The sequence below is a fragment of the Pseudobutyrivibrio ruminis AD2017 genome (genome assembly GCF_000424305.1).
GTDB lineage: Bacteria > Bacillota > Clostridia > Lachnospirales > Lachnospiraceae > Pseudobutyrivibrio > Pseudobutyrivibrio ruminis_B.
This window is the reverse complement of the sequence record NZ_KE384162.1, coordinates 426903-444189: the sequence shown is the minus strand read 5'-3', so window position 1 is coordinate 444189 and position 17287 is coordinate 426903. Positions and strand designations below refer to the sequence as shown.

The window sequence follows — 17287 nt, the reverse complement described above, 5'->3', positions numbered from 1 at the left end:
TTATGGAAAAGGAAAGAAAAGTTTTATACTCAGGTATGCAGGCTACAGGCAAGCTTACACTTGGAAACTATATAGGAGCGCTTAAGAATTGGGTTAATCTTAACGAAGAATACGATTGTTTCTTCGGTGTTATGGATTTACATTCACTTACAGTTAGACAGAATCCTACAGAATTTAAGCAGAATGCTAGACGCATCTACACACAGTATGTAGCTGCAGGTCTTGATCCTAAGAAGAACTGTATTTATTTTCAGTCACATGTACCAGCACACGCTGAGCTTGGATGGGTTTTAGATTGCTTTACTTACATGGGCGAGCTTAATCGTATGACTCAGTTTAAGGATAAGTCAGCAAAGCATGCAGATAACATTAACGCAGGTTTATTTACATATCCTGCATTAATGGCAGCAGATATTTTACTTTATCAGACAGATTTAGTTCCAATCGGGGCTGATCAGAAGCAGCATTTGGAAATCTGCCGTGACGTTGCAGAAAGATTTAATAACATCTACGGTGATGTATTTACAATTCCAGAAGGGTATTTTCCTAAGGCTGGCGCAAGAATTATGTCTCTTGCAGAGCCAAATAAGAAGATGTCAAAGTCAGATGAGAATGTTAATGCCACAATCTATCTTATCGATGACAAGGATACAATCATCCGTAAGTTCAAGAAGGCGGTTACAGATTCTGACGCTGAAGTTAGATATGATGTTGAAAATAAGCCAGGAGTTTCTAACCTTATGGAAATCTATGGCGTTGTTACAAACAAGACTATGGATGAGGTTGCAAGGGAATTTGATGGAAAGGGCTATGGCGACTTTAAGCTTGCTGTAGGCGAGTCAGTAGCAGATATGCTTGCTCCATTCCATGAAAGATGCCGTGAGCTTGAGCAGGATAAGACCTTCATTAACGAATGCATCAAAGAAAATGCTGATAAGGCTTCATATTTTGCAAACAAGACCTTAAGAAAGGTTCATAAGAAGTTAGGTTTAACAGAAAGAATTAGATAGTTATAATTTTGTTGATTTTTAGACAGGCGTATGTTAATATAACGCCTGTCTAATTTTTTTAAAATTCATTTCCTATCCGTAAGGAGATCAATTGTATAGTATTGTTAATACCGCTACCATTTTTGGTATCGATTCAAAGCTAATATCTGTGGAAGCAGATATTTCTGAAGGTATGCCCATTTTTGAGATGGTGGGATATCTATCCTCTGAGGTGAAGGAGGCAAAGGAGCGAGTTAGAGCTGCATTAAAAAATGCAGGTTATGCACTGCCTATTAAACGAATGACCATTAATCTATCCCCAGCAAGTATTAGAAAAACAGGAGCAGGATTTGATTTACCTATTGCTGTGGCCATATTATCGGCTATAGGCGTAATTGAATGCGAAAAGCTTCCATCTATATGTCTTTGCGGAGAAATTGGCTTAGATGGCAAAATACAGCCTATAAACGGTGTGTTATCAATGGCGATTGAAGCCAAAAAGAATAATTTTGAAATTTTGATTGTCCCAAAGGAGAATCTTCTTGAGGCAAGACTGGTTTCTGGTATAAAAAGCATAGGAGTTGAAAACATATCTGATGTTATCGACCTTATGAATGATGGGAGATTTGAAGAAGAAAAGCTTGCAGTAGAAATCTGCAATAACAGCTTGGAAGATGAATGCGATTTTTCTATGATTAACGGGCAGCATGCACTTAGAAGAGCTTGTGAGGTTGCCATATCTGGCATGCATAACATGCTTATGGTTGGCCCACCTGGCGCAGGTAAATCAATGATTGCAAAATGTATCCCTTCAATTCTTCCTGAGATGGATGAAAAAGAGCAGCTTGAACTATCAAAGATTTATTCTGTTTGCGGAATGTTTGATGAAAGAAAGGGACTTATTACATCAAGACCTTTTAGAAGTCCACACCATACTGTCTCAGCACAGGGGCTTGTTGGAGGAGGACATAATCCTCATCCTGGGGAAATATCATTAGCTCACAGAGGAGTTTTATTTTTAGATGAGCTTACGGAATTTAATAAAAGTACATTGGAGATTTTAAGACAGCCGTTAGAGGATAAGCAGGTGAATATCTCAAGAGCTGCAGGAAGCTTCACTTTTCCAGCTGATTTCGTGTTAGTGGCTGCAATGAATCCGTGCTCTTGTGGTTATTATCCTGACTTAAACAGATGTCATTGTACAAGAATGTCAATTCAAAGATATTTATCAAAAATATCACAGCCTCTTTTAGATAGAATTGATATTTGTGTAGAAGCTCCGACATTAAATTTTGCCCAGATTTCAATGAAACAGAACAATGAAAGCTCATTTGATATTAGAGAGCGAGTAATTAAATGTCAGCAGATTCAAAGGAACCGTTTTAAGGATTATGATTTCAAATTCAACAGTCAGATTCCGAGCGGCCTGATGAATAAATTCTGCAGCTTATCTGATGAAGAAATTGAATATATGGAGCAAATGTATGAAAAATACTCCCTTACTGCAAGAACTTACCATAAGGTTCTAAGAGTCGCCAGAACTATCGCGGACATGGCAGGAAGTGAAGATATACTTCTAGAACATTTGCAGGAGGCCTTGTGTTATCGTGGCTTGGATAAAAGATATTGGGAGGAGGGCATCTAATGGAAAGCAAACATTACCAATATTTTTTCATGAAAAATGAGGATGTTCCATATGGCAAGAAGGCTAAACTGATTGACTTTTTTTACGATAGCTATAACATATATAATGCAACAAAGGCAGAACTTATGGCTTCGAAGCTATTGGATGAAAAAACAATAGACGCCTTTTTGGAGCATAAAAATAAATTTGATTTGGAGAAGGAGTATTATGATTTTTGTAATACACCATTTTCCTTTGTTACTATCGAAAGTGATGATTTTCCTGAAAAGCTTAAGAATATATATGATGTCCCTTATGGCCTGTTTTATATAGGAAAGCTACCTGATTTTAAAAGAGCTGTATCAATAGTTGGAGCGAGAAGATGCAGCGCTTATGGCAAGAAGCTTGCCTTGGAACTTGGTGAAAAATTAGGAGCAAATGGATTTACAGTAATTAGCGGAATGGCTAGAGGAATTGACACCTATGGACACAGAGGCTGTCTTGATAAAGGTGGGAATACTGTTGCTATATTAGGAAGCGGATGTGATGTTATTTATCCTAGTGAGAATAGCTTAATATATGAAGAAATAGTATCATCAGGTGGTGCAGTTATATCAGAATATCAACTGGGTACCAGTCCACTTGCAATGAATTTTCCTAGAAGAAATAGAATTGTATCGGCACTTTCTGATATAGTAGTAGTTATTGAAGCCAGAGAAAAATCTGGATCTTTGATAACAGCAGATTTTGCTCTAGAGCACGGCAAGGATATATATGTTACTCCAGGGCGTATCGGAGATAGCTTAAGTACGGGAACTAATAAGCTTATTGCACAGGGTGCCGGAATAATCTGTGATATTGATTTGTTTATTAATGAATTATTAGAGGCATATGGCCAAAGTCCCAAAGTTGAAAATAACAAAAAAAGAAATCTAAAACTTACTGAAGAACAAAAGATGGTATATGATTTGTTTGATGAATATCCTAAAAGTCTTTCTACTGCACTAGAAGAGAGCAAGCTGGATTATTTAAAACTGTTATCACTTGTATTGTCCTTAGAAAAGGAAGGAATACTAACTGAGGTCTTCAAAAATAATTACGTAAAAATGGAATGATTTGTAGTCAGATTACATACTACTTATTTAAATTGTTCCATCAATAGAGGTAATTTTTTCTTGAAAATAAAAAAATAATGTTGTATAGTGAGAAACGATTTCTATTTTAAGATATAGGAGCAAATTTAAATGGCAAAAAATCTAGTTATTGTGGAGTCGCCTGCGAAGGTGCATACAATCAAGAAATTTTTAGGCAGTAATTATGAGGTTATGGCTTCTCAAGGTCATGTTAGAGACATGCCAAAGAGCCAGCTTGGCTTTGACCCAGATAATGATTTTGAACCTAAATATATTACAATTCGTGGAAAGGGAGAGTTACTTGCTGCGCTTCGCAAGGAAGTAAAGAAAGCGGATAAGATTTATCTCGCAACTGATCCCGACCGTGAGGGAGAAGCTATTTCATGGCATCTTACTCACGCCCTTAATTTACAAGATAAAAAGGTATATCGTATTACCTTTAACGAAATTACAAAAACAGCTGTTAAAAACGCACTTAAGAATCCTAGAGAAATTGATATGGATCTTGTTGATGCGCAGCAAGCTAGACGTATGCTTGATAGAATGGTTGGATATAAGATTTCACCACTTCTTTGGGCAAAGGTCAAAAGAGGCTTATCGGCTGGACGTGTTCAGTCTGTAGCTCTTCGAATCATCTGTGATAGAGAAAAAGAAATAGATTCTTTTATACCACAGGAATATTACACACTTGATGTTTTGCTTGATGCAGAACATTCTAAAAAACCAATCGTCGCTAAATATTATGGCGATACATCTGGTAAGAAAGACATTTCAGATAAGGAAAGTCTTGATAAGATAATGGAAGATTTGAAAGGTGCTGATTTTTCAATAGCATCTATTAAAAAGGGCACAAGAGAGAAGAAGGCGCCACTTCCATTTACAACATCTACTATGCAACAGGAAGCTTCAAAGGCTTTGAATTTTTCAATTCAAAAGACAATGAGTGTTGCACAGCAGCTTTATGAAGGTGTTAGCGTAAAGGGACATGGCACAATCGGTCTTATTACATACCTTCGTACAGATTCAACTAGAGTTTCTGATGAAGCTAGAGCGGCTGCGGAAGAATTTATTACTGGTAATTACGGAGAGAATTATTTATCAAAGGCAAATGTTTCTGCTAAGAAGAATAGTGGCAAGGTACAGGATGCTCATGAGGCTATTCGTCCTGCTAATATTGAGCTTATTCCATCAGAAATTAAAGATAGCTTAACAAGAGATCAGTTTAGACTATATCAGCTTGTTTGGAAGAGATTCGTTGCAAGCCAGATGGCAAATGCAATTTATGATACAGTATCTCTTAATGTACAGGCTAAGAATCATGTGTTTACAGCAGCTGATTCATCTATCAATTTTGATGGATTCATGATGATTTACGTATCTGCTGATGACGAAGAGGAGTCAAAGACACATCCACTTTCTAAGCTTACAGAGGATACTAAGCTTAAATTCAATAGCTTTGAAGAAAAACAGCACTTTACTCAGCCAGCACCTCATTTTACAGAGGCTTCACTTGTTAAGACTCTTGAGGAGCTTGGAATTGGTAGACCAAGTACTTATTCGCCTACTATAACAACATTAATTAAGCGTCACTACATCACAAAGGAAGCAAAGAATCTTTTTGTTACAGAGCTTGGAGAGGTTGTTAATTCTATTATGGAAGCATCCTTCCCAATCATTGTAGATGATAAGTTTACAGCTAATCTTGAGCTTCTTTTAGACGGAGTAGAAGAAGGTAATGTTGAATGGAAGTCAGTTGTTAGAAACTTCTATCCAGACCTTGAAAAGGCTGTTAAAGTTGCAGAGGAAGAACTTGCAAAGGTTGAGATTCATGATGAGGTTACAGACGTTATCTGTGAGGAATGTGGTCGAAACATGGTTGTCAAATTCGGTCCTCACGGAAAATTCTTAGCTTGCCCAGGCTTCCCAGAATGCCGCAATACAAAGCCATTCCTTGAGAAGATTGGTGTTCCATGCCCTAAGTGTGGTGGAGATGTTGTTATCAGAAAGTCTCAGAAGGGTAGAAAGTTCTTTGGATGCGCTAATCATCCAGAATGTGATTTTATCAGCTGGTCTAGACCAACTACTGAAAAATGTCCTAAGTGTGGAACCTACATGGTTGAGAAGGGCAATAAATTAGTTTGCGCCAACGATGAATGCAGATTTGTTGAAAATCAGAATAAATAGTATAAATTTTCTGATATTATTTGTAATTTGTATCAATCGGTGCTATAATATACACAAATTTCACAAAATTAGGGGAAAGATGATTATGAATGTTTGAGTATGTTTAGATTTAGGAGGAATATAGTTTAAAATGAGTGTACAGTTATTAGACAAGACAAGAAAGATAGGAAAGCTTCTTCATAATAACAATTCATCAAAGGTGGTATTCAATGATATCTGTTCTGTACTTACAGAAATCCTTGATTCATCAGTACTTGTTATTTCAAAGAAGGGTAAAGTACTTGGACTTTCACATCTTCCAAATACAACAGAAATCGGCGAGCTTATTGTTGATGAGGTTGGTGGTTTTATCGATCCTCTTTTAAACGAAAGATTACTTTCAATCCTTTCTACAAAGGAAAATGTTAATCTTAAGACTCTTGGCTTTGAGAAATCTGATATAGATATGTATTCAGCAATCATTGCTCCAATTGATATTGCAGGCGAAAGACTTGGAACATTATTTGTTTATAGATTTGACAAGCAGTATGATATTGACGATATTATCTTAACTGAGTATGGTACAACAGTTGTTGGTCTTGAAATGATGCGTTCAGTTAACGAAGAGTCTGCAGAGGAAAACAGAAAGCTTCAGGTAGTTAAAAGTGCTATTTCAACACTTTCATACTCAGAGCTTGAAGCAATCATTCACATCTTCGATGAATTAGATGGTACCGAAGGGGTGTTGGTTGCATCAAAAATTGCCGATAGAGTAGGTATAACAAGATCAGTTATCGTAAATGCTCTTCGCAAGTTCGAGTCAGCAGGAGTTATCGAATCTCGTTCTTCAGGTATGAAGGGTACATACATTAAGGTGTTAAATGATGTTGTATTTGATGAACTTGATGAAATTAAGAAAAATAAATAAACGGATTTGTGTAATAAAAGGACTTACTTGAAGTAGGTCCTTTTTTGTTTATTTATAAAAAGCGGTTATTTTTCATAACTTTTACACAAAAATAGCATAATATATATATAAATATCTTTTTAATATTTATGTTCAATACTAATTCTTGTATTTGGTTTGTGAAAGTTGTACTAGATGATGTAAAAATCCCTTGTGTTTTTTTACATATTATTTATAATTAGAATTAATCTAGGAGGTATATTTTATGATTACTTCGGATGCTTTTGGTTTTGTAAATGCACTAGATAATACAGCTGATGTTAGTTGGCAGAGACAGACTTTAATACTCAACAACATGGCTAATGACGATACTCCTGGCTATAAAAGGCAGGATATTGAGTTCGAAAGCGTCCTTAGAAAAGAACTCCTGGGCACTCGTGAAACATCTCTAGAGCGTGCAGTTAACATGCTTGATGATGATGGACATAAAGTTGAAGGAATTGAATATACAGACTACAAAAATTATTCATATAGATTAGATGGTAACAATGTTGATATGGATACCGAAAACGTAGAGCTTGCATCTGAGACTATTAGGTACCAGGCACTTATGACCAGCACCACTAATGAATTTAATAGATTCAAGTCGGTGATTTCTAAGTAATCAGCTTCAGTTAGGAGGTTAGGCTATGGGATTATTTCAACCTTTTGATATTGCAGCTACTGGAATGACAGCACAACGCTTTAGAATGGATGTTATTGCTGAAAATATTGCTAATGTAAGTACTACACGTACTGAAAACGGTGGCCCATACAGAAGAAAGATTGTTACATTTCAGGAAAAGCAGTTAAAGGCAGGCGTACCATCATTTAAACATATTCTTAAAGATAGCACAGCGGCTTATATGGGAAATGGTGTTAAGGTAACCAAGGTTTCTGAGGATACCGAAACGGATTTCATAATGGCTTATGATCCTTCCCATCCTGATGCTGACGAAAACGGATATGTTAGATATCCTAACGTAAATACGGTTACAGAAATGACTAACCTTATTGATGCCAGTCGTTCTTATGAAGCAAATGTTACAGCCTTCCAAGCTATAAAGAGTATGGCAACAACAGGAATTCAGGTTGGACAGTAACTATATCAAGGAGGGGTCATTTTAAATAAAGGTCAGGGGAGGAGCTAAATGGATATTGCTGCTATTAAGGAATTATATGGCGCAACGCCAGTTACATCCACAGCTGAAGTAAAGGTGGATGCAGATAAAGGATTTCAGAGCATGCTTGATTCTGTAATGAATTTGGTGAATGATACTAATTCACAAATACAAGCTGCTCATAAAGAGGAGATTGCTTTTTCTCTTGGTGAGACAGATAACACTCACGATTTAATGATTGCGGAGCAAAAAGCAAATATTGCACTCCAATACACTGTTGCTGTTAGAGACAGGGTACTTGAAGCGTACCAGCAGATAATGCAAATGCAGATATAGTTTAGGTATTATTAATGAGTTTAAAGGGGAGATAATATGCCAGAACAAATCCAAGCAATCATAAACCGAATACTTGAATGGTGGAGAAAGTTCACAAAGCGACAGCAGGTATTGATAGTGTCAATTACTGCTGTTGTTCTTGTGTCTTTTATTATTTTAGCGGTTGTCATTACAAGACCGAATTACGTTGAACTGATTCAGTGTGAGGATGGAGCACAGGCCGCACAGGTTAAGGAATTGCTTGAAGGTGAGGGCGTTAAATATCAAACCAGTGAAGACGGCTTTACATTCTACGTTGTTGATAAGGACTATGGACAGATGAATGTCGTCCTTGGTTCTAATGATATTCCAAGCTCTGGCTATTCCATGAAGGACGTCTTTGACGGAAGCTTTTCTACCACAGAGGCTGATAAGCAAAAGAAATATCAAGAGTTTCTAGAGCAAAAGTACGAAAAGACTCTAGAACTTCAATCAATGATAGAGCATGCAGATGTAATACTAAATATTCCTGAGCAGGATGGAACATTAATTGCAAAAAGAGAACCATCCTGGGCTACAATTACATTGACCCTTTCATCTGAAATGCCAGCAGAAACAGCTAGAGGCCTAGCAAGATATGTAGCCTGCACTTTGGGAAATGATACTACTGATAACATTTCCATTATGGATACAGAAGGTAATATGCTTTTCCCAGGAGATGAGGAGACAACATCCTTATCCAGTGCGAAAGGCAATCAGGATGTAAGACAAAAAGCAAGTAATGAAATAGCTGAAAGAGTTCACAAGGTTTTAGATGGCACTAATCTTTATGATGATATTTCTGTTGGCGTTAATCTTTCAATGAACTTTGATGAAAACAGCTATGTTGATTACGATTATTCAATAGATGAAGGTAGAACAGAAGGCTATCTAGATAGTGAATCAGGTTCCAGCTCTAACTCAGTAAATGGCGCAGGTGGTGTACCAGGAACGGATACAAATGATGATGATACCACTTACGTTATGGAGGATAATAATCAGACAGAAACATCTACAGAAGAATTCTATAAGGATTATCTGCCAGATGAGAGAATCACAACTCATAAGGATGAAATGGGAAAGCGAGTTTTGGAAGATTCTTCTATATCAGTAACATGTAAGACCTATGCAATATATAATCAGGATAAAATGGAAAAGGATGGCACCTTAGATGAATTGGGACAGACCTTCGATGAGTTTGTAAAGGAAAATTCTGATCCAATTCAGCAGGAGGTTACTGATGATATTGTAGAGGTTGTTGCTCAGGCTACTGGATTTCCAGTGGCAAGTGTTAAGGTGGTCGCTTATGAAATTCCAATGTTCCAGTATTCAGAGGGACCTGGAATTTCAGTAACAGATATACTTCAAATCGTTCTTGCACTTCTTATATTTGCAATGCTTGGCTTCGTTGTATTTAGAAGTCTTAAGACTGAGGCAGAGGAAGAACCTGTTGAACAGGAGCTTACCATTGACGATTTGATTGCTTCTACTCAGGAAGAGGAGGAAGAAGAATTAGAGGATATTGGCTACACAGAAAAATCAGAGGCTCGTATCCTTATCGAAAAATTTGTGGATGAGAAACCAGAAGCTGTTGCTCAGCTTTTGAGAAATTGGCTAAACGAGGATTGGGGAGCATAATTTATGGCAACTGAAGATTTAAACGGCGTACAAAAAGCAGCTATACTTTTAATTGCTCTTGGGCCAGAGAAATCCGCTCAGATTTTCAAACATCTCAAGGAAGAGGAAATAGAGGAACTTACACTTGAGATTGCGAATACGAGAAGCATTTCTCCAGCGCTCAAGGAGGAAGTTATTGAAGAATTCTACCAGGTGTGTCTTGCTCAGCAGTACATTGCAGAAGGCGGTATCGGATATGCTAAGGAGCTTTTGGAAAAGGCTCTTGGCGACGACAGAGCGCAGGATGTTATTACCAAACTTACTGCAAGCTTGCAGGTTAGACCATTTGAATTTATTAGAAAAACAGAGCCTTCCCAGGTTCTTAACTTTATACAAGAGGAACATCCACAGACAATTGCAATGATTTTGTCTTACCTGTCGGCGGGGCAGGCATCACTTATTATCGGCGCATTGCCACCTGAAAAACAGGCGGATGTTGCAAAACGTATTGCCATGATGGATAGAACATCACCTGAGGTTATCAAAGAGGTTGAACGAGTTCTTGAAAGAAAGCTATCATCTCTTATCAATCAGGATTACACTATCGCTGGTGGTGTAGATGCAGTTGTTAATATTCTTAATACTGTAGACCGTGGTACAGAAAAACGTATCATGGAATCTCTGGAAATCGAAGAGCCAGAGCTTGCAGAAGAAATCAGAAAGAAGATGTTCGTATTCGAGGATATCTTGCTTCTTGATGATAGAGCTATACAGCGTGTACTTCGAGATGTCGACAATTCAGATCTTGGAGTTGCACTTAAGGGAGCTAATGATGAGGTTCAGGCAGCTATATTCAAAAACCTTTCTTCTCGTCTTGCAGCAATGATCAAGGAAGATATGGAATTCATGGGCCCTGTACGTATGAAGGATGTTGAGGAAGCTCAGCAGAAGATTGTAGGTATTATTAGAAAGCTTGAGGATTCCGCAGAAATTGTAATTTCAAGAGGTGGAGGAGACGAACTTGTTGTCTAGTAAAAACGTCATTTATGGCTTTACTGTTGCACCGGATAATTATGATGAGGAAGGCGAAAGGGAATCTGCGGTTATTGATTCCAATGAACTTGCCAAACGACTTATCCTAAAGCAGGAAGAAGAATATAAGGCGAAGCTTTTAGAGGAAGAGCGGCAGAGGCGTCTTGCGGCTATGGAGGAGTCTGGTGAACAAATACCAGAGGGCATGGATGTAGACGAATTCTTAGGACTTGTAGATACTATTTCTGCAGAACCCCAAGAAGAGCCTATTGATATGTCTGAGCAGACTGAGGCAATCCTTAATGAGGCTAGAGAGGAAGCAGAACGCATTATTGCAGATGCTAATTCTCAGGCAGATGAGATTATTTCTGCGGCACAGCTTAATGCTGATGCAATGAAGAATCTTGCACGTCAGGATGGTGAAAAGGCAGGCTATAATGAAGGCACTCAAAGAGCTGCTGTAGAGCTTCAGAATGCGCAAAAACAAATGCAGACCGAGGTAGACCGTATCCAGAATGATTACATGGAAAAGCAGCTTCAGATGGAACGAGAAATTGTAGAAATGTGCCTTCCTGTATTTGAACATGTTTTTAATTGTGAGCTAAGTGGTAAAAAGGATGTTTTATATCATCTTCTAGACCACTGTATCATGAAGATTGAGCGCACTGGCCAGATGCAAATTAAGGTTAGTGAGGCAAATGCTGAATTCATTAAAGGTAAAAAGGAAGAAATTCAAGAAAAGGTTGGGGCAGAGGTTGGACTAGATATTATTTCGGATCCTCTTTTAAATGACAGTCAATGCATCATTGAAACAGATGGGGGAATATTTGATTGTAGTATTGATGTTGAATTAGATAATCTTATTAGACAAATAAGAGCCTTGAGTTAAGGAGAAGATAATTTGGATGCGAATTCTTTGATGCAGCTTGTTGAAAAAGATTATTTTAAATCTCTTGGCAAGGTGGTTAAAGTAGTTGGACTTACAATTGAATCAGTTGGACCTGAGGCAAAGCTACGTGATTTGTGTGAAATCATAGTAGAAGGTTCTCAGGAAAGAATAAAAGCAGAGGTTGTCGGATTTAAGGATAAACGTCTGCTTTTGATGCCTTATGAGAATGTTGAGGGAATAGGTGTTGGATGCATGGTGGAAAATACCGGGCATCCTCTTGGGGTTGCTGTTGGAGATGAGCTTTTAGGTCATCTTGTTGACGGACTTGGCGTGCCATCAGATGTGGATGATTTGACTGGGTTCGAAAATCTTATTGAGTATCCAGCTGAGGCAGATCCTCCAGATCCGATGGCAAGAGTTATTATTAAAGAACCACTATCTCTTGGAGTTAAGGCTGTTGACGGGCTTATCACAGTTGGTAAGGGACAAAGAATTGGTATATTTGCAGGATCTGGTGTAGGTAAATCTACTCTTATGGGTATGTTTGCCAGAAACACTAAGGCTGAGATAAATGTCATTGCGCTTATTGGTGAGCGTGGTCGTGAAGTTAGAGAGTTCGTAGAAAATGACTTGGGCCCTGAAGGTATGGCAAGGTCTGTTGTAGTTTGTGCTACATCTGATAAGCCTGCTTTGATTAGAAAAAAGGCTGCACTTACAGCTACAGCTATAGCTGAATATTTTAGAGACCAAGGCAAGGATGTACTTCTTATGATGGACTCTCTTACCCGTTTTTCTATGGCTCAGCGTGAGATTGGTCTAGCTTCGGGTGAGCCGCCAGTTACTAGAGGCTATCCACCTTCAGTATATTCGGAAATGCCACGTCTTTTGGAACGAGCCGGAAATTCGGCAGTTGGTTCTATTACGGGATTATATACAGTTTTGGTTGATGGTGATGATTTTAATGAGCCTATTACTGATACAGCCCGTTCGATTTTAGACGGACATATCATGCTAAACAGAAAGCTTGCCCAGAAAAATCATTATCCAGCAATCGATGTACTTCAATCTATTTCCAGAGTTATGTCTGCAGTGGCAACTCCTGAACATAAAGCCATCGCTGGAAAGCTTAAAAATGTTCTTGCAACCTATCAGGAGGCAGAGGATTTGATAAATATAGGAGCCTACAAAAACGGTTCTAACAAATCTATTGATTATGCTATTAAGAAGATAGATGCAGTAAATGAGTTCCTTTTGCAGCAAACTCATGATAAATATGAATTTGATGATATCATCAGTCAGATGACAGCTATTTTTGATGAATAATCAAGGAGAAGCCTATGGCAAAATTTGTTTACAGGATGCAAAACATCCTAGATTTGAAACAAAAAATTGAAGAGCAGGAAAAAGCAAATTTTGGTATGGCTACAGCCAGGTTTAATGAGGAACAAAGAAAGCTTAGAGAGTTAATGATTAAACAGGCTGGATATGAAAGACAGCTAAGGGAATTATCTGTTGGGGAAATAAATATTAAAGATATTAAAACTTGTAAAAATGCAATTACTTCTGTAAAGGTAGCTCTTAGAGAACAGATGATAGAACTGTCAAAAGCTCAAAAAGCTATGGAGCTTGCCAGAAAGAAGTTAAATGAGGTCATGATGGAAAGAAAAATGCATGAAAAACTTAGAGAGCATGCATTTGAAGAATTCTTAGATGAAATGGATTACGAGGAAAGTAAAGTTACTGATGAACTAGTTAGTTATTTGTATTTTAATTCAGAAAAAGAGGAAGGATAAGTTATGGCAGACGTTACAGAGACACAAGCAACAACTGAAGAGGCCGCAGATCCAAAGGCTGATAAGAAGGCTGCGAAAAAAGCAGAAAAGGAAGCCAAAAAAGAGGCAAAAAAAGCTGAAAAAGAAGCAAGAAAAGAAGCTCATAAAAATGGTGAAGTATATCCAGGTGACGAGGAACGACTGGGGGTTGTAGGAGGCCTTATTATGGCCTTTGTTGTACTGCTTATCATTTTGATTTGGCTTGTTATTTTTGCGTTTTTAGTAAAGATGGACGTTGGTGGATTTGGTTCTACAGTTTTATTCCCGTTTTTAAAGGATGTTCCATATGTAAATCAAATTCTTCCTGGTATCGAAGAATATATTCCACAGGAGGAAGAGGAAGAAATTCCATACAAAACTGTAGAAGAAGCTGTCGTTAGAATTAAAGAGCTGGAGGTTGAGATAGAACAGCTTAAAGCTGATGGCACTGCAAATAGTGATTATATTGCTGAATTAGAGGCTGCATCTCAAGAGCTTGCAGAGTATAAAGCTAATGAGGCTGCATTTGAAGAGGAAAAAGAAAAATTTTATGAAGAGGTTGTTTTTTCGGATAAAGCACCCGATATAAATGAATATAAGAGTTACTATGAGTCCATTGAGCCTGACAATGCTGAAGCAATTTACAAACAAGTTGTTTCGCAGCTTCAAAAGGATGCCGAAATCGAAGACTATGTAAAGGTTTATTCTAGCATGAAGCCAAAGAATGCAGCCGCAATTTTTGATACAATGACTGATGATTTTGATTTGGTTTGCGAGATTCTATCTTCTATGGATGCAGCAACCAGAGCCGATATCATTTCAGCTATGTCTACAGAAAATGCAGCTATCATTACAAAGATGATGGAGCCTTAGGATTCTTATATAGCAGCTTGAAAACATAATATGTAGAAAGGAGGACAGTGCATGACAAGTAGCAATGTTTCGAATTTGCTGGTGCAGGTAAAGAGCATTAATGTTGAGATGCAGTCCACTAAGACTGGCCCACAAAATGCCGCCCTATTCGAAAAGACCTTGAAGTTAGCAGGAACAAATGCTGACGATTCAATGGCTACTTCTTCAAATGTCAAAGAAACTAAGCCGGATTTGATAGAACCAAATCAGACTAAGCAGCTTGCAACTACAACTGACAAGAAGCCGGAAATGGTAGATAGCAAGCCTGAAGTTAAGGAAGATACTTCAGAGACTGTTTCTAAAATCGAAGAAGCAATTGAGGAAGTTAAAGAAGTCATTGAAGAAAAGCTTGGTGTTACCGAAGAGGACATTGAAAAGGTCTTAGAATTTCTTGGATTTACTGTTATGGATTTGTTTAACCCTCAAAATCTATCTCAGGTAGTTGCAAAGCTTACTGGCGAGAACGACTCTATCACTTTGGTGATGAGTGAGGAATTTAAAACAATTCTTGATACTGTAAATGAGATTTCAAACCAGCTATTCAATGAAACTAATAAATCCTTTGAAGAATTAAAGGAAATTTTTACTTCTTTCACACCTGAGGCTGAAGTAGTGGCAGAACCACAGATTTCAGAAAAGATAACAGAGGGAACGGAAAGTAAAGATACTGTTATTTTTGAGGAGGCCGTTGATGAGACAATCAGTGTTCAACCAAAGATGGAAGTGAATGAAGAAAAAGCTGAGGTTTCAAAGGAAACTTCAGTTGCTAACACTGATTCTACAGAAGAGCTAACACCTATTAAGCCTCAAATTTCAAATGAAGAAAACAAATCATCTGATAACGAAATGGATGACAAGCAAACATTTAAATTTGATGTTAAAGAGGCTACAAAGGTTGAAACGAAACCTGAAATAAAACCTGAAGGAGTGGTTTTTGCTGAACCTAAATTTGAGGTACAGTTCTCGGTTGATAAACAAATAGTTTCACTGCCAACAGGAGAAACAGTTACATCAGAAGAAATTGTAAATCAGTTGGTTGAGCAGGCAAAGGTTTTAACTAATGCAGAATCAACTACCATGGAAATGACATTAAATCCTGAAGGATTAGGAAAAATTTTCATGCAGGTAACACAAAGAGGAGATGAAATCACTGCAAAGATATTCACTGAAAATGATGCAGTGAAGCAGGCTTTAGAAAGCCAGATGGCAACTCTTAAGCTTGAAATGAACAATAGCTCTACAAAGGTTACTTCAATTGAAGTATCAGTTGGTACTCACGAATTTGAAAGAAACCTTGAAGAAGATGCCAGAAATCAACGTGAGCGTCAGGAGCAGGAACATCAGTCTCGTAAGCAGACAAGGGGAATTAATCTGAACAGCTTAGATTCGCTTTCAGGATTAATGTCTGATGAGGAGATATTGATAGCTCAGATGATGCAGGATAACGGAAACTCGTTAGATTATAAGGCATAGTGGGGAGGAGGAATTAAATGGCAGATGCAGTAAAGCTAGACCTTGTTGGTGGCGTAACTAATGGTCAATATAAAAAGACTGAAACGTCACAGGAGGCTACCAAAAGTAATACTACTACATCCACATCGAAAACGAAGGATGCAAAAAGTACCGAATATAATCAGGATATGTTTTTACAGCTTCTAGTAGCTGAAATGCAATATCAGGATCCATTACAACCAACAGATAATAGCCAATACGTTGCACAGCTTGCTTCATTTACACAGATTGAAGCAATCCAAAATGTACAGGCTGGAATGGAAAACATCGAAGGCAATAGCTTAGTTGGTAATTATGTTACACTAAACATTAATGGAAAAGAAATAAGCGGTCTTGTAGACTTCGTTCAGAAGGATGACGAAAAGGGATTAATGGTATCTGTTAATGGTGAGCTTTATGAGAAATCAAAGATTACATCGGTAGTGGATGGTGATTACTACATGGCTAAATATGTAGCCAGCTTATTCGAAGATGTAATGAAAAAGCTTCCTAGCAAAGAACAGATTACTGTTAAGGATGGAGAAATTGTTGAAACAGCAATCGGTTATTTTAACGCATTAAGTGACTATCCACGTTCACAAAGCTTTATACAAGATTTTGATAAACTATATCAAAAGTATATTGATTCAATTACACAGTATTCAAATCTAAAAAATGCAGTTCAAGATGCCGATAATACTAATGAGGCTACTTCTGGTGATGCAGAAGAAGCTAAGGAAGAAACCGTTGAGGAAGTTGAAGCTTAGGAGAGGGATATATGAGTAATATAAGCATTAATCCAAATTTTACCTCCATAGAGCAGGTTGCTGGAACATATCTTAATCCAGCTGCTGAGGCTAGACCTCTAGGCAATCTTAACGGTGCCAGCTTTGAGGATATTTTTAAACAGAAGCTTGAAAGTGCTTCTGAACTAAAATTCTCCAAGCATGCAACCCAAAGGCTTGATGATAGAAATATCACTTTATCTGAAGAGCAGTCTCTTAGATTAGAAGAGGGTGTTCAAAAGGCACAGGCTAAGGGGATTACTGATTCTCTTGTTTTAGTAGATACACTTGCATTTATTGTAAACGTACCTAATCAAACAGTTGTAACTGCTATGGATCAGACTGAATCAGAAGAGAACATTTTTACAAATATTGACGGTGCTGTAATTGTTTAGCTGGACCTTATGGAAGCTAATTGCC

The 17287-nt window shown here is 37.7% G+C and carries 17 protein-coding genes; all 17 read left to right on the top strand.

From position 1 onward, the window contains the following. The first annotated feature begins 2 nt into the window (after positions 1–2). Positions 3–1010 (top strand): tryptophan--tRNA ligase, encoded by a 1008-nt coding sequence (gene trpS, locus G611_RS0112315; protein ID WP_028243887.1) that lies wholly within the window; start codon positions 3–5, stop codon positions 1008–1010. Between the two features lie 91 nt (positions 1011–1101). Further along, complete coding sequence (locus G611_RS0112310) at positions 1102–2634, top strand: YifB family Mg chelatase-like AAA ATPase (protein ID WP_028243886.1); 1533 nt, start codon at positions 1102–1104, stop codon at positions 2632–2634. Next, positions 2634–3728, top strand: coding sequence for a DNA-processing protein DprA (dprA, locus tag G611_RS0112305; protein WP_036949219.1), 1095 nt, complete (start codon positions 2634–2636; stop codon positions 3726–3728). Before G611_RS0112310 ends, dprA begins: the two co-directional genes overlap by 1 nt. Positions 3729–3857: 129 nt before the next feature. After that, positions 3858–5930 (top strand): type I DNA topoisomerase, encoded by a 2073-nt coding sequence (topA, locus tag G611_RS0112300; RefSeq protein WP_028243884.1) that lies wholly within the window; start codon positions 3858–3860, stop codon positions 5928–5930. 130 nt (positions 5931–6060) lie between these two features. After that, positions 6061–6837, top strand: coding sequence for a GTP-sensing pleiotropic transcriptional regulator CodY (gene codY, locus G611_RS0112295; protein WP_028243883.1), 777 nt, complete (start codon positions 6061–6063; stop codon positions 6835–6837). Between the two features lie 244 nt (positions 6838–7081). Then, on the top strand, positions 7082–7480 hold the full coding sequence (gene flgB / locus G611_RS0112290; RefSeq protein ID WP_028243882.1) for a flagellar basal body rod protein FlgB: 399 nt from the start codon (positions 7082–7084) through the stop codon (positions 7478–7480). A gap of 25 nt (positions 7481–7505) precedes the next feature. Then, entirely contained in the window at positions 7506–7958 is a 453-nt protein-coding gene (gene flgC / locus G611_RS0112285; protein WP_028243881.1) for a flagellar basal body rod protein FlgC, read from the top strand. A 48-nt stretch (positions 7959–8006) separates the two neighbouring features. Beyond that, positions 8007–8312: a flagellar hook-basal body complex protein FliE gene (fliE, locus tag G611_RS0112280; RefSeq protein ID WP_028243880.1), complete on the top strand. Its 306-nt coding sequence runs from the start codon at positions 8007–8009 to the stop codon at positions 8310–8312. A 36-nt stretch (positions 8313–8348) separates the two neighbouring features. Continuing rightward, positions 8349–9968, top strand: a complete 1620-nt coding sequence (locus G611_RS0112275; protein WP_028243879.1) for a flagellar M-ring protein FliF C-terminal domain-containing protein — start codon at positions 8349–8351, stop codon at positions 9966–9968. A 3-nt stretch (positions 9969–9971) separates the two neighbouring features. Further along, complete coding sequence (fliG, locus tag G611_RS0112270) at positions 9972–10979, top strand: flagellar motor switch protein FliG (RefSeq protein WP_028243878.1); 1008 nt, start codon at positions 9972–9974, stop codon at positions 10977–10979. Continuing rightward, complete coding sequence (locus G611_RS15495) at positions 10972–11868, top strand: FliH/SctL family protein (RefSeq protein WP_051195251.1); 897 nt, start codon at positions 10972–10974, stop codon at positions 11866–11868. The genes fliG and G611_RS15495 overlap by 8 nt, the downstream gene beginning before the upstream one ends. 30 nt (positions 11869–11898) lie before the next feature. Then, on the top strand, positions 11899–13191 hold the full coding sequence (gene fliI, locus G611_RS0112260; protein ID WP_036949325.1) for a flagellar protein export ATPase FliI: 1293 nt from the start codon (positions 11899–11901) through the stop codon (positions 13189–13191). A gap of 14 nt (positions 13192–13205) precedes the next feature. Then, positions 13206–13661: a flagellar export protein FliJ gene (fliJ, locus tag G611_RS0112255; RefSeq protein WP_028243875.1), complete on the top strand. Its 456-nt coding sequence runs from the start codon at positions 13206–13208 to the stop codon at positions 13659–13661. Positions 13662–13664: 3 nt separating this feature from the next. Next, a complete protein-coding gene (locus tag G611_RS0112250; RefSeq protein WP_028243874.1) occupies positions 13665–14552 on the top strand; it encodes a MotE family protein in 888 nt (295 codons plus the stop codon). Positions 14553–14603: 51 nt separating this feature from the next. Then, positions 14604–16064, top strand: a complete 1461-nt coding sequence (locus G611_RS0112245) for a flagellar hook-length control protein FliK (RefSeq protein ID WP_028243873.1) — start codon at positions 14604–14606, stop codon at positions 16062–16064. Positions 16065–16081: 17 nt separating this feature from the next. Then, entirely contained in the window at positions 16082–16849 is a 768-nt protein-coding gene (locus G611_RS14865) for a flagellar hook assembly protein FlgD (RefSeq protein WP_051195250.1), read from the top strand. A gap of 11 nt (positions 16850–16860) precedes the next feature. Beyond that, positions 16861–17262, top strand: coding sequence for a TIGR02530 family flagellar biosynthesis protein (locus tag G611_RS0112235; RefSeq protein ID WP_028243872.1), 402 nt, complete (start codon positions 16861–16863; stop codon positions 17260–17262). Positions 17263–17287 lie beyond the last annotated feature (25 nt).